This is a genomic window from Parapedobacter tibetensis (genome assembly GCF_024704835.1).
GTDB lineage: Bacteria > Bacteroidota > Bacteroidia > Sphingobacteriales > Sphingobacteriaceae > Parapedobacter > Parapedobacter tibetensis.
Genome location: NZ_JAMXBE010000005.1, coordinates 327099 through 344057 on the forward strand (window position 1 = coordinate 327099; position 16959 = coordinate 344057).

At 45.6% G+C, this 16959-nt stretch carries 16 protein-coding genes; 11 read left to right on the top strand and 5 right to left on the bottom strand.

Features of this window, described 5'->3' with window-relative positions:
• Positions 1-4 precede the first annotated feature (4 nt).
• From NF543_RS11100 to NF543_RS11110, 3 genes are read left to right on the top strand one after another with little or no spacing between them, the layout of a single operon-like run.
• A complete protein-coding gene (locus NF543_RS11100; RefSeq protein WP_257668196.1) occupies positions 5-631 on the top strand; it encodes a histidine phosphatase family protein in 627 nt (208 codons plus the stop codon).
• Complete coding sequence (locus NF543_RS11105; RefSeq protein ID WP_257668197.1) at positions 631-1371, top strand: menaquinone biosynthetic enzyme MqnA/MqnD family protein; 741 nt, start codon at positions 631-633, stop codon at positions 1369-1371. The genes NF543_RS11100 and NF543_RS11105 overlap by 1 nt, the downstream gene beginning before the upstream one ends.
• Positions 1372-1404: 33 nt before the next feature.
• Complete coding sequence (locus NF543_RS11110) at positions 1405-1866, top strand: MarR family winged helix-turn-helix transcriptional regulator (protein ID WP_257668198.1); 462 nt, start codon at positions 1405-1407, stop codon at positions 1864-1866.
• Positions 1867-1933: 67 nt separating this feature from the next.
• On the opposite strand, the gene NF543_RS11115 is transcribed toward NF543_RS11110, so the two are convergent.
• Positions 1934-2677, bottom strand: coding sequence for a ZIP family metal transporter (locus NF543_RS11115; protein ID WP_257668199.1), 744 nt, complete (start codon positions 2675-2677; stop codon positions 1934-1936).
• Positions 2674-3258: a phosphatase PAP2 family protein gene (locus NF543_RS11120; protein WP_257668200.1), complete on the bottom strand. Its 585-nt coding sequence runs from the start codon at positions 3256-3258 to the stop codon at positions 2674-2676. Before NF543_RS11120 ends, NF543_RS11115 begins: the two co-directional genes overlap by 4 nt.
• Before the next feature lie 125 nt (positions 3259-3383).
• Between NF543_RS11120 and glmM the strand changes: the two genes are divergently transcribed.
• The 3 genes from glmM to ctlX all read left to right on the top strand — a co-directional run bounded on the left by glmM (position 3384) and on the right by ctlX (position 7274).
• Complete coding sequence (gene glmM / locus NF543_RS11125; RefSeq protein WP_257668201.1) at positions 3384-4769, top strand: phosphoglucosamine mutase; 1386 nt, start codon at positions 3384-3386, stop codon at positions 4767-4769.
• Positions 4770-4914: 145 nt separating this feature from the next.
• Positions 4915-6360: an arginine deiminase family protein gene (locus NF543_RS11130; RefSeq protein WP_257668202.1), complete on the top strand. Its 1446-nt coding sequence runs from the start codon at positions 4915-4917 to the stop codon at positions 6358-6360.
• Positions 6361-6362: 2 nt separating this feature from the next.
• Entirely contained in the window at positions 6363-7274 is a 912-nt protein-coding gene (gene ctlX / locus NF543_RS11135) for a citrulline utilization hydrolase CtlX (protein WP_257668203.1), read from the top strand.
• On the opposite strand, the gene NF543_RS11140 is transcribed toward ctlX, so the two are convergent.
• Both NF543_RS11140 and NF543_RS11145 read right to left on the bottom strand, forming a co-directional pair.
• Positions 7252-7704 (bottom strand): YybH family protein, encoded by a 453-nt coding sequence (locus tag NF543_RS11140; RefSeq protein ID WP_257668204.1) that lies wholly within the window; start codon positions 7702-7704, stop codon positions 7252-7254. The two genes, ctlX and NF543_RS11140, sit on opposite strands and share 23 nt — an antisense overlap.
• Positions 7697-8692, bottom strand: a complete 996-nt coding sequence (locus tag NF543_RS11145) for an acyl-ACP desaturase (protein WP_257668205.1) — start codon at positions 8690-8692, stop codon at positions 7697-7699. Before NF543_RS11145 ends, NF543_RS11140 begins: the two co-directional genes overlap by 8 nt.
• Before the next feature lie 143 nt (positions 8693-8835).
• Here NF543_RS11145 and NF543_RS11150 point away from each other — a divergent pair, with 143 nt between their 5' ends.
• Positions 8836-9300 carry an NUDIX domain-containing protein gene (locus NF543_RS11150; protein ID WP_257668206.1) on the top strand — a complete coding sequence of 155 codons (465 nt, stop codon included), beginning with the start codon at positions 8836-8838 and terminating at the stop codon, positions 9298-9300.
• 151 nt (positions 9301-9451) lie between these two features.
• Positions 9452-10540 (top strand): glycosyltransferase family 2 protein, encoded by a 1089-nt coding sequence (locus NF543_RS11155; RefSeq protein WP_308378761.1) that lies wholly within the window; start codon positions 9452-9454, stop codon positions 10538-10540.
• A gap of 9 nt (positions 10541-10549) precedes the next feature.
• Here NF543_RS11155 and NF543_RS11160 read toward each other — a convergent pair whose 3' ends face one another.
• Positions 10550-11275, bottom strand: coding sequence for a 4'-phosphopantetheinyl transferase family protein (locus NF543_RS11160; RefSeq protein WP_257668208.1), 726 nt, complete (start codon positions 11273-11275; stop codon positions 10550-10552).
• 443 nt (positions 11276-11718) lie between these two features.
• On the opposite strand from NF543_RS11160, the gene NF543_RS11165 reads away from it, so the two are divergent.
• The 3 genes from NF543_RS11165 to NF543_RS11175 all read left to right on the top strand — a co-directional run bounded on the left by NF543_RS11165 (position 11719) and on the right by NF543_RS11175 (position 16942).
• Complete coding sequence (locus tag NF543_RS11165) at positions 11719-12318, top strand: RNA polymerase sigma factor (protein ID WP_257668209.1); 600 nt, start codon at positions 11719-11721, stop codon at positions 12316-12318.
• Positions 12319-12418: 100 nt separating this feature from the next.
• Complete coding sequence (locus tag NF543_RS11170) at positions 12419-13576, top strand: FecR family protein (RefSeq protein ID WP_257668210.1); 1158 nt, start codon at positions 12419-12421, stop codon at positions 13574-13576.
• A 171-nt stretch (positions 13577-13747) separates the two neighbouring features.
• The gene (locus tag NF543_RS11175; protein ID WP_257668211.1) at positions 13748-16942 is read left to right on the top strand and encodes a SusC/RagA family TonB-linked outer membrane protein; all 3195 of its coding nucleotides are present in this window, start codon (positions 13748-13750) and stop codon (positions 16940-16942) included.
• The last annotated feature ends 17 nt before the right edge of the window (positions 16943-16959 follow it).

The window sequence follows — 16959 nt, forward strand, 5'->3', positions numbered from 1 at the left end:
TTTCTTGGAAAAATCACTTTATATCATCCGTCATGGCCAAACTGATCTCAACCTAAAAGGGATTGTACAAGGCAAGGGTATTGATTCCCCGTTAAACGAGATGGGCCGGAAGCAAGCCGAGGCGTTCTACGAATATTACAAGGATGTACCTTTCGACAAAATCTACACATCCACCTTATTGCGCACACATCAAACGGTAGCCCCATTCTTACAAGATGGCCTCCCTTTCGAGCAATTGGAGGGGCTCGACGAGATCGGTTGGGGCATCTACGAAGGCGAAGAGCAGACCCCCGAAGTCATGCAAGGTTTTTTGGGGTTGATCGCAAGATGGTCCAATGGCGAATTAGATGCTCGTGTTGCCGGAGGCGAAACACCTAATCAAGTGCTCGCAAGGCAACGCCAAGCACTTAGCCATATTCTTTCCAAGCAAAATGAGGAAAATGTGCTCGTATGCATGCATGGCCGAGCAATGCGGATGTTCTTATGTTTGCTCATCAACCGCGATGTTACCCAAATGGATGATTTTCCGCATACCAATACATCATTGTATAAAGTATTGTATAATGGTAGTGAATTTACTATTGAAGATGCCTATAACATTCAACATTTGGAGGACCTGTTCACTGAATGATGGAAAAGGTAAGAGTCTCCGCGGTATCTTATACCAATACACTGCCGTTTATTTACGGTCTGCAGCACTCAGAAATTATCAGCCAAATTGAGCTGAGTTTAGATATTCCGAGTGTATGCGCTCATAAATTGATTAACAACCAAGCAGATTTGGGCATTGTACCCGTGGCAGCCCTGCTCGATATACCCAGTCCAACGATTGTTTCCGAATACTGCTTGGGAGCCTCGGGTGCTGTTAACTCGGTATTTGTTTTTAGCGAAAAACCCATTGATAAGATAAATACACTTCGTTTGGATAGCCAATCAAGAACTTCCAATGGGCTGGCGCAAATCCTATTTCGTCATTACTGGAAGCGGGAAGTAACGGTGGTGATTGAAGGAGAAGCCGATGCTTATGTGGAGATTGGCGACCGTACGTTTGGAAAACAACAAGCCCATCCCTATGCTTACGACCTAGCGTGGCATTGGAAAGCGTTCACAGGCCTTCCCTTTACGTTTGCCGCATGGGTTGCCAATAAACCGCTTCCCCTATCGTTTATCCGGGCATTTAATGAAGCATTGGCTTACGGATTGGATCAACGTGAAGCACTTCTTGAAAAACTACCGCCGAGGCTCGATTTCGATTACCGTAAATATTTGATGGAAGATATTGATTACCAGTATAGTGATGCAAAAAAAAGTGCGGTGGCAGAGTTTTTGCGGTTAATGGAGACATTAAACAATGTATCGATTAGTCGATGAAGGTTACTACGGATAAACACATATTATATTCAAATGAAGATCGAAGACGAAATCCGAACAAAAAAATTCGGCAATGAGCGGCATAAGGCCACGATAAACATTGTGTTTACCAGTAATTGGATTACCAATATCCTAGAGAAAAGAGCAAATATACATCAAATCACCCTACAACAATTCAATGTCTTGCGGATATTGAGGGGGCAGCATCCTAAGTCTACTACAAATAATTTGCTGAAGGAACGCATGCTGGACAAAATGCCTGATGTATCACGGATCATTGACCGATTGGTAATCAAGGAATTGGTTTCCAAGGGGAAATGTAATAGTGACCGTCGTGCTGTCGACGTTAAAATCACCGAAAAAGGCTTAGCTATTTTAGCCGAGCTGGAAGAGCCCATGATGATGATGGATATTCTTCAAGAAAACATTAACGAAGACGAATGCCGGCAACTCAATGAATTGCTTGATAAGCTGCGCGGCAATAGCCTGGGATAGCATAAACTAGAAATGGATCAGCGATCATCTGTTTAATCGGTGTCATCCGTGTTCCACCCAACAACCATCAATGCTCATGGGAGCCAAACAGGAAATTCAGTAAAGAAACCGCAATTCCCAACGCAACGACTACCATTTTCTTCCGATTGAATTTATGATGGTCAGCAGAACCCGATTCAAACAAAATCGTTGTAGAGATGTGCAGGAATATACCAATAACCACGGCCATGATCCGGTCAAAATAACGCTCGATATTCCCGATGCCACCCGAACTGATTCCTTTGCTAATCAAGAATCCAAGTGGTGTCATCACGGCAAATACCGCCAGCAATAAAATGATATACCGCTTTGAAAGCGAGGTGTACAGTAAAAGACTGCCCAGGGCGAAGGCTGCAGGTATATGGTGCAATGCAATACCAAATACCAATTCACTTTGGTGATGGGAAGCTAGCGGCATTCCTTCCAGCAACGCATGGAGACAAAGGCTCAACATAATGCCCAATGGGAATACACTCCCTGTGCTGTGAGGATGGTGAATATGTCCATGCTCGATACCATGTGAAAATTGTTCCATGACGAGTTGGAAAATAAAACCGATCAAAACAAATAAACCGATGGTCTCACTAGCGGTACTATGCGTATGATATACTTCTGGAATCAAGTGCAATACCGTGATGGAAAACAAGTAAGCACCACTGAAGGAAAGAATGAGTTTAAGTGCGTTGGCGTTGTCGCGTTTCACAAAAAAAACGGCAATTCCACTCGCAAATGCGGTAACGAATAAAATAGTAATGATTAAGAACGGGTTCATACAGAGCTTTTTGCCGGTGTAAGATCAGGTTGGATAAAGCGATAAATTAAACCGGTAGCGCAACCTATTATACTCCCTAATAGCGCCCCAGCGATAATGTCCAACGGGTAATGTACGCCCACATATACTTGGGCAATGCTAATGATTGCTGCCCAAAAAAGGCCAAGCCAGAGAATATGTTTCCACCGTTTATAGAAGACCATGATGAGGAACACAGCCATGGCAAAATGATTCGTGGCATGTGATGAAGTAAAGCTATAGCCGCTACCACATCTTACAAGTGTATTGATTTCCGCTTTGAATTCAATGTCATTGCAGGGCCTGACCCGCTGGACGGACTTCTTGATAATCGAAGACGATAGCGAATCGGATATGCCGAACGAAATCAAAATAAAGAGTATAATGAGTATTCCCTTTTTTTTATAGTTCCTAATGCAAAAGATGATGATGAAAAGGTATAAGGGGGCCCAGGTATACGGATTACGCAATATAGGCATCAACCAATCAAAGAAAGCATTGCTTAGTCCCTGGTTGATAGCCAAAAAGGCCTCTTGGTCGAGTGAGATGAGTTGGTCAATCATTTAAATTAAACAAAGTTGCAACAAAAGTAAAAATAAATTCTGATTTCTCATCAAATGTAATGTATTTAATAATCCAGAACAATATTCCTATTTTTACAGCCGCGAAACTTAATTGTGTAAACTATATGACATTAATAAAATCCATATCAGGCATTCGAGGTACCATAGGGGGAAGATCCGGTGAGGCACTTACCCCAATAGACATTGTAAAGTTCTCCACGGCTTTTGGCCGTTTTATCTATGATAAGACCGGGATCAATAAAATTGTTATCGGTCGCGATGCACGTATTTCAGGTGAAATGGTACGTAATCTGGTTGTAGGGACGCTTCAAAGCATTGGAATGGATGTGGTAGATCTGGGTTTATCTACAACACCAACAGTGGAGGTGGCCGTGCCATCAGAAGGTGCTGGTGGTGGTATCATCCTTACCGCCAGTCATAACCCGGCACAATGGAATGCCCTCAAGCTGCTCAATGCCAAGGGCGAGTTTATCAACGATGCCGAAGGCAAGCAAGTGTTGGAAATGGCCGAAGACCTTGATTTTGATTTCGCGGATGTAGCTAATCTGGGCAAGGTTACTTACGATGATCGCTACATGCAAAAGCATATCGACCAGGTATTAGCGCTCGAATTGGTCGACGTTAAAGCCATACGGAATGCAGGTTTCAAGATTGCTGTAGATGCTGTCAATTCTACGGGAGGGATTTTTGTACCTGCCTTACTGGAAGCGCTTGGCGTGCAAACCATATACAAGCTTTACTGTGAGCCAAATGGGCAGTTTCCACATAATCCCGAGCCGCTTGCCGAAAATTTGGTCGACTTATCCAACTTGGTTAAAGCAAAAGGCGCCGATTTGGGTATTGCTGTAGACCCCGATGTGGATAGGCTTTGTTTCGTGATGGAAAACGGAAATATGTTTGGCGAGGAATATACACTTGTTGCTGTGGGCGACTATGTGCTTCAGCATACTCCAGGCAATACCGTGTCTAATCTATCATCTACGAGAGCACTGCGTGATGTGACGGTTAACAACAAGGATTCGCAATATCATGCCGCCGCCGTGGGAGAGGTAAATGTGGTGGACAAAATGAAGGAAGTGGCTGCTGTCATTGGTGGTGAAGGGAATGGAGGGGTCATCTATCCAGCCCTACATTACGGCAGGGATGCCCTGGCTGGGATCGCACTGTTCCTGACACATCTGGCCAAAAGCGGCAAGCGCATTTCGGAATTGCGTGCCGGCTATCCGCAATATTACATGTCTAAGAATAAAATTATACTCACACCAGGACTAGATATTGATGGGTTATTAGTGGCGATGCAACAACGGTATAAAGATGTACCCCATAGTATCATCGATGGATTGAAGATTGATTTCGAAAACGAGTGGGTACACCTCCGTAAATCCAACACCGAGCCCATCATCCGGATTTATTCCGAGGGCCCTACGCCGGAAAAGGCAGATGCCATCGCACAGCAAATCATTAGGGAAATCGAAGAGATCATAAGTTAGTGTATTAACACAAAGGCCACCAAGAGTTGCTTTGCGTGCTTTGCGTGAAATCTGCTAGCTGTCGTGCGCCCAAGAAAACCACTCCACAGCTTTGTGGGAAAAGTGGGAAATTTCGTATTTTGCAGTTTTTCTACGATAAGTCGATATGAGTTTAATTAACAAAGCAATTTACGTGTCTTCAGAAACAAGCAGATTACGCAAGGTGCTGATACATAGTCCAGACAGCGGGCTTGGTAAGGTTGTGCCATCCAAAGCCCAAGACTGGTTATTTGAAGACATTGTGCATCTCGATACCATTCGGCGGAACGAATATGACTATTACGTCAAGTTGCTGCTGTATTTTCTTGACCAAGACAAGATAAAGGGCCGATTGGCTGAAATTGACACGCCAAAAAGCCATCGAACGTTCTACAAGCCAGACCATCCCGAGTTCTATTGCTCGCAACAGGTGGTGGAATTGCAGGTGCTGCTCATGGAAATACTGGAAGATGATGCCATAAAGAGCCAATTGGTCGCCTCGGTATGCGCCATTGAAGCATGCAGCCATGAAGTCCAGCGCGAATTGATGGGGTATTCACCTGCTGAATTGGCGAGGGTGTTTTTCAGTGGAAGTTACAACGAGCGTGCACTGATTTTTCCACCTATCCCCAATTTCATTTTCACGCGCGATATCGGCATTGTCATCAATGACCACATACTCCTCAACAAACCCATGAAAGAGGCGCGTAAACGGGAGGCTTTGATAGCTAAGTACATTTTCTTCTATCACCCAATTTTTGCCGCATACCGGAATAATATCATCGAACTAACCGATACCCAGCACCACTTCCTGTTGCCCAATGATACAGAAATAGAGAAGGTAACCCTGGAAGGAGGGGATGTCATGGTGGTGAGTAAAGATCATGTGTTGATCGGGGTGAGTGAACGTACAAGCCGCGAAGCGGCGGCCCAAGCTGTAAAACACCTGTTTGCAAGGGATGTGGTAAATAAGGTTACCATCGTGAAAATTCCCAATAAGCGCGATTACATGCATATCGATACCGTATTTACACAGGTAAAGAAAAATGTATGGGTGATGTTGGGTGATTTTTCCAATGAAAGCATTAAAGGCCTCCAAACAGATGAAGTGCACCGTGCGCTCCATATCGGGCCACATAAGGCTGATGAGCTGGAAATCATCCAATTCAACAAAAAGGACATAACCAAATCCCATTATTTCGATAGCCTTGAGGATTTGCTCATTGATATCAGTGTAACGGATTTGGGATGCAGTGCGGGGAGTGTACGGATTATATGGTCGGGCAACAATGAGTTTCCATTTGATGCGCGCGAACAATGGACGGATAGTTGCAATCTATTGGCCATCAACGAGGGGGTGGTGCTGGGCTACGACCGGAATGATAAGACAACCGAGGCATTCAGGGAGGCGGGGTTTGACGTGGTTAACGTAGCCGACCTCATTGTGGAACTGGAATCGGGACGCGTACATGCAGATGAATTGACAGACACATTGATTCTGATGCCATCTGCTGAATTATCGCGTGCACGTGGTGGTTTCCATTGCATGAGTATGCCATTATTAAGGGATTAAAAATGACTGTTTTGATGATTCGCCCGGTGCGTTTTGGCTATAACGCCCAAACGGCGGTAAACAATGCTTTCCAGCTGAATGCGGCGAAAGGTAATGTTCAGGAAAAGGCGCTGATTGAGTTTGATCGGTTTGTGGAGATGCTGCGTGACCATGACATTGACGTATTAGTGGTTCAAGATACCGAAGAACCGCATACACCAGACAGCATATTCCCGAACAACTGGATTTCGTTCCATGATGATGGTACGGTTGTGCTGTATCCGATGTTTGCAGCGAATAGGCGATTGGAGCGTAAAGAGTCGGTATTCAAAGCTATCAACGACCAATTTATCGTCCGGGAGCAAATAGATTACACTGAGAACGAAATGAAGGGAAAATTCCTCGAGGGGACAGGCAGCTTCGTTTTGGATCGACAAAATAAAATCGCCTATGCGTGCAGCTCTCCGCGCACGGATGAGGCATTATTTATGGCATTTTGCGAGCAAATGGGTTACAAACCGGTTGTTTTCGAAGCGATTGATTCAAGGGGTATCCCCATATACCATACCAACGTGATGATGTGTATAGCCGATGAATATGTGGTGATATGCCTGGACAGTATCCAACGCGATGATTTGCCTAAGGTGATGGGTACATTGGAACGTAGTGGTAAAGCCATCGTGCCCATTACCGTCGATCAGGTGGCGCATTTTACAGGCAATATGCTTCAAGTGGTCAACAGGCTGGGCGAACGCTTTTTAATCATGTCGTCATCGGCATACCGCGCACTTGATGCGGAACAGTTAACATTACTGGAATCTTATAATCGCACCATCCATTCGCCACTGGATACCATTGAGCAAAATGGCGGCGGAAGCGCACGATGCATGATGGCCGAGGTATTCCTGCCTGTCAACTCGAATGGTCTGCAATAATCAGCCATTCACCGTCTACTTGCTTAAATACTAAGGTGAAATGTCCAGAGGCATCGCCAATGGTACGTGAAAGGTGCCATTCCCCCAGCACAAAATAATGGTCGGATGATAGGGGTTTTACCTGAAGGATATCAAAATGGAGCTTGCCCATCGTGACCGTATCTGGGTAAGATTTGAGGTAACGGTCTAAGGTGTTTTGCCAACCGTAAACCGGGCCGGCGCTTCCCACAAACAATAAGCTGTCGTCATGCCAATAAGTTTCCATAAACGTATGGACATCCCCTGCGTTCCACGCCTCTTCTTGCTTCTGCATAGCAGCCAAAATAGCCGATTCAGCCGATTGTTCTTCGGTCGACGAGCAGGATGCGAGCAATATCAGGGGTAGTAAGAGGTAAAGCAAGAGCTTCATACCGACCGCTAATTTAAGCATGTATCCACTTGAAACTATACGGTTTTTCAGGAATACGCATCCGATCGGCCAATCGCAGCAGACGATCGGGTAACCGCATGAGGTAATCCCTGGCACGTTCACCGGCTTCGTTCAATTCTTTAATGGATTCCAATTTCCATTCGACTAATAATTCCCTGAGAATATCCACATAGTCGATCGCGGTATACACCCCAAGTCGTTGCGCGGCATCTGAAAAATGGGCGAACGCCTCACCTTGTGGTTGCCCGGATTCCCGCAACAAATGGGCAGGCATGACGATTTTCTTACGCATCATGTCTTCAAAGGCTACTAATACTTCACTTGCGTCCACTTCTATGGCTTTAGAAATAAAAGACATATAAGCCTTGGCATGCCGGGCTTCATCCGATGCGATGACGCCACACATTTTGGCAAGTAGTTTATCCCCATCCCTTTTTGCGAATCCAGCCACGCGTCTATGCGATACATTGGTGGCCAGTTCCTGGAATGAAGTATAGATGAAATTGCGATAAGGGTCGTTTCCCGTGCCAATCTCAAAACCTTCCTGAAGCAGGTATTGTGTAGAGATCTCCATCTCTCGCATATCCACACGGCCTGAAAGATACAGGTATTTGTTGAGCAAGTCGCCATGCCGGTTTTCCTCGGCAGTCCACGCACGTACCCATTTCATCCAACCCCCTTGCTCATTTTTTTCAACGTCTGTGACCATGGTAAGCCATGATTCGTAAGTAGGCAATGCCTCCTCGGTAATGGTATCGCCGATCAATACGGCTACTAGGTCATACGGAAGTTCTTTGGCACTTTCCTGCAATTCCTTTACCTCTTGGAAAAACGAATCACGTGAGGCATCTGGAAGGAAATCAGCGGGTTGCCACATTTCCTCTACAGGTTTCAAGTATTCACTCATTTCATTTAGCATGTATGGCTCTAGGTAAGCCATCACTTCTTTCCGTGATCCTTCAGGTATCTGTTGTGTTAGCTCTTGCATATTCCCACAAAGGTAGGCAAATGTGTGCATAATATTTTTTTAACAATCCGATTATATTCAAAAAATGACAAGAATCATGTTTTTACCTTTTTAACGGTTACTTTTGCTGAAAGCCGGAAATTGGTAGTAATCGCAATACAACAATGAACAAATTCAATATACGAGTATATGGTTTTCTCATCAATGAGCGCAGCCAGGTATTGATCAGCGATGAACGAGAACAAGGCATGGAATTCACCAAATTTCCAGGTGGCGGACTGGAGTATGGGGAGGGGCTGCTGGAAGGGCTTGGGCGTGAGTTCAAGGAGGAATGCGGCATGGAAATTGAAATCTTGCGCCACATCCATACCACGGATGTGTTTTTCAAATCGGCGTTCAATGATAGTCAGGTCATCGGCATTTATTATTTGGTGAGGGGTGGAGAACTGCGCAATTGCCGATTAAGCGCAAAACCCTTCGATTTTGAAGATAATAAAGCGCTTGACCAAGTATTCCGTTGGGTGGCAATGGATAAACTGGATGAAAAGGACTTGACATTTGAGATGGATAGGCGTGCCTGGCGGGCATTCATGTCGGAAAAACGCCACGGCCACAATTTTTTGCGATGACGATGCTCCGCAGTCAGGGGTAAGTGAAGAGAAATTTCCTACTTTCGTGTCGATTTGACTCGATTTCATGGAACTTCTTTTTTGGATCAGCCTATTTATTGTTTTTTACACATTCATTGGGTATGGATTACTGCTGTACCTATTGATTAGTATGAAGCGCTTATTGATGCCTATCACCAAAGCTCCCCACGTGATAGGCGACCTTCCTTCTTGCACGATAATTATAGCGGCCTATAATGAGGAATCAGTTATTGAACAGAAGATAGCAAACACACTTGCGCTGGAATATCCAGGAGCGGAGCTTAACTATTGCGTTGTAACGGATGGCTCCACCGACAAAACCGTGGAACTTGCAGGAAGATATCCGCAGATTACCTTACTGCATGCTCCCGAACGCAAAGGTAAGATCGTCGCCGTGCACCGGGCCATGCAGCAAGTGACCACCGAAGTAGTCGTTTTCACCGATGCAAATACCTTGTTGAATGCCAATGCACTCATGGAACTATGCAAACATTATGTTGATAAAAGAATAGGTGCAGTAGCAGGGGAGAAGCGGGTATACGCGGGCGACGGGGCAGACGCCAGTGCAGCGGGTGAGGGGTTTTACTGGAAGTATGAATCTGCCCTCAAAAAATGGGATGCTGAGCTGTACTCCGTGGTGGGGAGTGCGGGCGAGTTGTTTAGCATCCGTACCGAGTTGTACGACGCGGTGCCGCCCGATACGGTACTGGATGATTTCATGATTTCGATGCAAATTGCCGAGAAGGGGTATAGGGTACTGTATGAGCCCGGGGCTTATGCCACGGAAATGGCTTCTGAAAATGTGAAGGAGGAATTAAAGCGGAAAGTAAGGATAGCGGCCGGTGGGATACAATCCATTGTACGGTTGAAGGGCCTGTTCAACCCATTTACTAATCCGGTACTAACATTCCAATATATAAGCCATCGGGTATTGCGGTGGACCATTACTCCAATACTGCTGGTATTTGCCTTTATATCGAATGCCGTCTTGCACCATACTGGAGTTGGGTGGATTTATACCGCTTTATACTACGGGCAGGTACTGTTTTATGTGTTGGCTTTCCTCGGATTTTTGCTTGAGCGGAAGGAACTGAAGGTAAAGGTCACGTTTATCCCTTACTATTTCTGTATGATGAATTATGCGGTGCTGGCCGGAATCATCCGGTACCTTAAAGGTAAACAAAGTGCGGTTTGGGAAAAAGTCGGTCGTAAAACATAAACATCGCCTTTACAGGTTATTCAAGGGCACATCAAACTTATGGAATGCGATTGTCGCATGCCGGTGTTCCGTTGCCAGGCTTCCGATGTAGCCTTGGGGCATCTCAAATGAACGGACATGGATATCCTGTTGAGGCCGACCACCTATCGTTGATGCTTCAGTTGATTGGCTTCCATCCAAGACCTCAAACCAAGGCAGGTGGTCGCCGATTCCTAGGCCTGTTAATTTAAGTATTGCCTCCTTCCGCGTCCATAAAGCAAAAAAGCGATGATGTTGACCATTGTCGGAAACGCCTGATATAAATTCGATTTCATTTGCTGAAAAACAACCTGTTAACATCGGTTCGATTTCAAAGCCCGTGTTTAGTTGTTCGATGTCCAAACCTACAGGTGCATCCCGGTCTATAGCAATCAAAATATAGTCCCCCGCATAAGACAGATTGAAATGCAAGGTTTTTCCATGCTGGGCCCCAATGAAAAGCTTTCGGCGTTCGTTGTTTACCAGGTTAATGGATTTCGGGTGGGTATCAAGCAGACCAGCCAGAATGAAACGGAGTGCAATTCGTCCTGCGGTAAAACGATCCGCATGCCTTTGCTGAAAAAAGCGGTTACTTCGTAATTGTTCATCCTCGTTGAGAATAGCGGTATGATCCTGTCCGTGTGTTTTCATGAACTCAGGAGCATGGATCACCCACACCTGTATTTGAGCAGGCAAACCCCAGACGATTTCATCCATCCACCCAGTATGTATATTGATTGAGGCCATGCATAAATTGGTGTTACATCCGATGGTTCAAATTTAACATTTTGTATGGAAGTAATATGTAGCGGGTGCTATTAACTTCGTTGAGGGCTTCTCCGTTCAAATGTCGCTCCTCGTCATTGCGAACCCGAGCGAAGGGTAGGTGCGATGGAGTGACCGCGGAGCAGCTCCGAAGGAAACCAATCCAATCTAACCTTGACGAAGATTGCATTATATTTCGTTTTAAAAACTTGTTTATAAAAGCAACTATCGCTAAGTTTGAAAACACAATTTCATAACCAGTGTGTAAACCTGCATATTCATTGCGTGATTAGATTGCGTATTGTTTTAATAATTACTTAATATTATAATGATATAGATAGGCTACTTTTACACCTTGATAATAACCATACGTTTGATTTTTTAAAGTGATTGCAATGATAAGCAATTCAGAGGAGCATGATTGTTGGTGTGATTTTATCGCGGGAAGTGATGCTGCTTTTCGGATGTTGTATGATATTTACGTTGATAAGCTCTTTTCCTTTGGATGCGGTTTTTGTAGGGATGAAGAAACGGTTAAAGACACCATCCATGATTTGTTTATCGATTTATACCGATATCGGGCCAACGTAGCGCGAACTGTCAACTTATCTGCCTACCTATATAGTGCCATGCGCCGGAAATTGGTTGTCGCGCTGAAAAATATCCGGAAGCAGCAGTCGGTTCAGCTTACGGATATGGATTTCCAAGTGGATTGGAATATCGAAACCCATATCATGCGGGACGAACAGGAAAAGGAATTGGTTTATATCCTTTCGCAGGAAATCCAGAAACTTTCCAATAGGCAACGGGAGGTGCTATACCTTCGCTTTACCCTGGATATGACTTACGAGGAGGTGGCCGAAGTAATGGATGTGTCGGTGGCTACAAGCCGGACCTTGGTGTACCGGGCTGTCAAACAAATGCGGGTTAATATGGAACGGACCAACATCCCGATGGTCAACCTATTGATGCTGGTTTTATCAGCTGGGAGCTGAGCTATAATTACCCCCCCACACCAATACCCCTCAAAAAAAAATCAATTATTTTGTCTATAAAAAATAGGCTTTTCACTCTATGTAATTAAAAGACTTAAACATGGGCGACAATGCGGAGGATATCCTGAGTGATGAGCAGGGCAAGGAGCGGATGAATACGGGACAGACCTCGCCAAAACAAAATCAATTGGCTGCCAACATTGTGCGTGCCATGAAGGAAGTCAATACCAAGAACCTGAATAAGGAAGACAAGGAATACCTTTGGAACCGTATTCGTAAAGGGACGATGATGAACGGCGGTTCAACGAGAACGATTTCGCAGGCATGGAGGTACGGTGCTGCCGCGGCCGTAGTCCTTTGCTGTTCAGTTGCCTTGTGGTGGTTCGCCTCAACACGATTTCAGGATGACAACGAACTCGTACGCACTGCCAGAGACTTCCAAGAACGTTTGCATGGGCTGGATTCCCTGGGCTTAGCCTTGGACAATGATGCTGTAATGCAGTTGGAAGACGAAACAGCCTTTCATTTCAAGGATTCTTCGCTGACCGTTGTAGGTCGCAATGGAACGCAACAAGACATTGCCATAAGTGGGGAGGGAGATTATAACACACTGGCGGTTCCTTATGGAAAGCGGACGGAAGTGATACTCCCCGATGGCACCAAAGTATGGTTGAACGCCGGATCGTATTTCACCTTCCCCAAGCGGTTTATGGGCGAGAAGCGAGAGGTGTTTTTGCAAGGGGAAGCCTATTTCGAAGTGAGCCATAATCGGGAAAAACCATTCTTTGTCTATGCAGATGACATGCAAATCAAGGTATTGGGCACTTCCTTCAATGTCAGCTCCTATAAAGACGATAATGTAAGTTCGGCCGTATTATTGGATGGAGCGATTGAATTAACCCCACAAGGTAAGGCCAAATTTGAAAAGCAAATATTAAGTAAGGGCATTACGGCCACATTCAATAAAATCAATGGCCAATTAGGATTAGAAACTACTGATGCACAAGATCGTATCACATGGACACACAAGCAGCTGATATTGAAAAGTACGCCGCTGCCAGAGCTCATCAAGAAACTTGAACGCGTTTATAACGCCGAAATCAGGTATAAAATAGAGAGCGACGGCGCAGAAGATGATCGATTTTCAGGAATCATCGATTTGAAACAAGCATTGGATAGTGTGTTGCAAGTTATTTATGACCCCTCGTTATATCGCATTCAACAAGAAGGAAGGAGGTTCGTTATTAGCGAAAAATAGACCAATCAGATAAACCAAGAGATAAAAAATACGGGCAGATGTTGCAGCATCCACCCGCATACGATTAATTAACCAGAAACAATTAATTAAAACTTACGCAATGATATGAAATATCTATGTGATTATCAATTTATATACCACCATAAGAAAGCAATATCAAAAGTTTTGAGAATGATTCGATTAGTAGCCTTTTTCCTTTTCATAGGCTTGCTTACGGTAAATGCAGAAACGTACTCGCAGCATGTCAGTGTTGACATCAAGAATGGCAACCTAACGGACCTGTTTCAGGAAATCCAAGAGCAGAGCGATTTTGTTTTTTTCTATAATGATAAGCTGGTCAAAGAAAAAGTGGTCAGCGTATCCTTACAAAATGTAAACATCAGGCAGTTACTGAAAAAAGTGCTACCCGAACAACATTTGGATTACACCATCTCGGGAAACCAAATCACCATCAAGCCCAATACCCGGAACCAGCAACGCACAATCCAAGGTACGGTGAGAGATGCCAAGGGTGTGCCGTTGGCATCGGTCAATGTGCTGGTAAAGGGCTCCAATATGGGAGCTATTACGGATGATGAAGGCCATTACCGACTATCCATCACCGGGGATGTGACGCTGATATTCAGCATGGTGGGGTACCGTGATACGGAGATTAGCACCCAAGACCGGACTCGTGTCGATGCCGTATTGCAGGAAGAGACCAAAGATTTGGAGGAAGTGGTGGTCATGGGATACAGTACGATCGACAAACAGCACGTGGCATCGTCCGTAGCAAGTATGGATATGGATCGTGCCACCAACCGCCCGATTTTTAAACTGCAGGAGGCTTTCAGCGGTACGCTTCCGGGTGTTACCCTTACACAGACAACCAATATGCCGGGTGTTACGCCCGGCACGATATCCATCAGAGGTAGAAGTACCCTGCAGAATGCAGCACCATTAGTGATTGTGGACGGCATGGAGCAGACCCTAACCGATATCGATCCAAACCAAGTGAAGAGCATATCGGTACTGAAGGACGCCGCCTCGGCATCGCTGTATGGGTCGCGTGGTGCCAATGGCGTAATCATTATCGAGACTAAGCGCGGCGTAACGGGCCGGTTCAAGGTGGATTTGCATCACTGGAGTGCATTTAGTGATCCCATAGATTTACCTGATTTGGTCAACGCGGCGGATTACATGCGGCTCAATAATGAAGCCCGCGGTACGCAGGGACAGACCTTGCTCTTCGATGAGGAGGACATTGCGGCAGCAGACCGCGGTGATTTCGTTCAAACTGACTGGTTGGATGCCATTATGCGGCGCCGGGCACAAGCGTACAATACCACCGCTAATATTTCTGGGGGTGGTGGGGTAGGAACTTTCAACCTGATGCTGGGCTACGTCAATCAAGGTGGTCTGAATGCCCATGAGGGAACCGAAAAGTTCAGTGCCCGGTTCAATACGAATATCAACATCGATGATAAATTCGTGCTATTGGCCGATTTCTATGCGCACAGGTTACAGGTCAACCAATTGCAAATCGTTAATTTGGCTGATAATGCCAGAGATGACCCTGATACGCATTGGTTGTATCTTGATGCGCGAAAAATGAATCCAACACAATCCGTATACTATGACTCGGATATGCCGAATCACTACATCTTGCATAACAACATCAATCCCATAGCTTCAGTAGACCGTGGTGGTCAGCGCAGTAACATGTATGACCGGAGTACCATCAATCTTCGCCCACGTTACTTCATTACGAGCGACCTTTCCGTGGAAGGCAACGTGTCGTACATGATCAATCGGTCGGCTTCCAAAATAAAACGTGAAACAACGATGTTTTACGATGGTGATGGCAGACCCGCAGCCACATGGGCCAACCACACCCACGCACGACAAGGTGTCAGTGTGAGCCAATTGACCGCCCGTGCCAACGTCAATTATGAAAAATCGCTTCGGCAGGATAAAGATAAACTGTATTTCATTGCCGGATCGGAAATCATGAGTTACAATTACACCGATTACAGGGAGGTGAGTAAGGCATCATTTTTTGGCAAACTCAACTATTCGTTCGATAACCGTTACATTCTGGAAGCGACTGCCCGCTCGGACGGCAGCAGCAAGTTTGCCCCGGGTCATCGCTGGGGCTTTTTCCCTTCGGCAGCCTTGGCTTGGAACGTACACAACGAATCATTTATGCTTGGAGCATTGGAAAGCGGCACAATCAATAATTTGAAGATCCGTGCCTCATACGGCCTTATCGGTAATGAAAACGTGGATCCCTATCTATGGCAGGAAATTGTCAACACTTGGGGCTGGGTGATCCGCGTACCTAATCCCGAATTTTCATGGGAAAAACAAAAGCAATGGAACGTCGGGATGGATCTGACTACCTTGGACAATCGCTTGAACGTCACTGCGGAAGTTTATAAAAAACATTCTTACGATTTGATATTTGACGAATTTCCCATCCCACCACTGATCGGGGCAAGTGTCCTCGAATCCGCCGTTAACATCGGCGAAGTGGAGAACAAAGGCTGGGAGCTTTCTGCCAGTTGGAGCGACCGCGTAGGTAAGTTTTCATACCGGATAGGTGGTATGCTCTTCAATAATGAAAATCGGGTACTGAAGGCCGGATATTCAACTTCCGACACCTTGATATTCAAGGGGAATGCAGACCGAATATGGTATCGGGGAATCGCGCTAAATAACTATTATGGTTACGAAAATAATGGCTATTTCCAGACGCAGGAAGAAATCGACGGTACATCAGCCAAGTTGCCCAATACCATGCCCGGTGACATCCGCTATGTAGACCAAAACGGCGATGGCATCATCAATGAAGATGACCGCGTGGATTTGGGTAATCCGTTCCCCCGGATGAACTATTCCGTTACGTTAGACCTTCGGTATGGCCGTTGGGACTTCAACATGCTAGGGCAGGGGGTAGGTCGCAGTACCGGTAGGCTCAGTGGTCTTGAAGGATATCCGGTGTTAATGGATGGCACGAATAACAGTTTGGGTACCCCTCGGCAGGAATATATGGACAACCGTTGGACACCTGAGACGCCCGATAGCCGCTTTCCAAGGGTATGGACGGGCCAAAGCTCCAATGCCGTGTTGAGCAACGTATGGCTGAGCAATGCGGCTTTCTTCCGGGTGAAAACGCTGCAATTGGGCTATACCATCCCTAATATTGGCAAGGGCATCCAAAACCTCCGCATTTACCTCAATGCGCAGGATGCGCTGACCTTTACCAAGTGGGAAGGCTTGGATCCTGAGCGGAATGGTGGAGAGGGTAGTTATCCGCATGGTGGAGATGGCAGTTATCCGCGAATGGCTACTTACAGCATTGGGATCCGGGCATCTATTTTATAATCTTAAATACGAAAGAA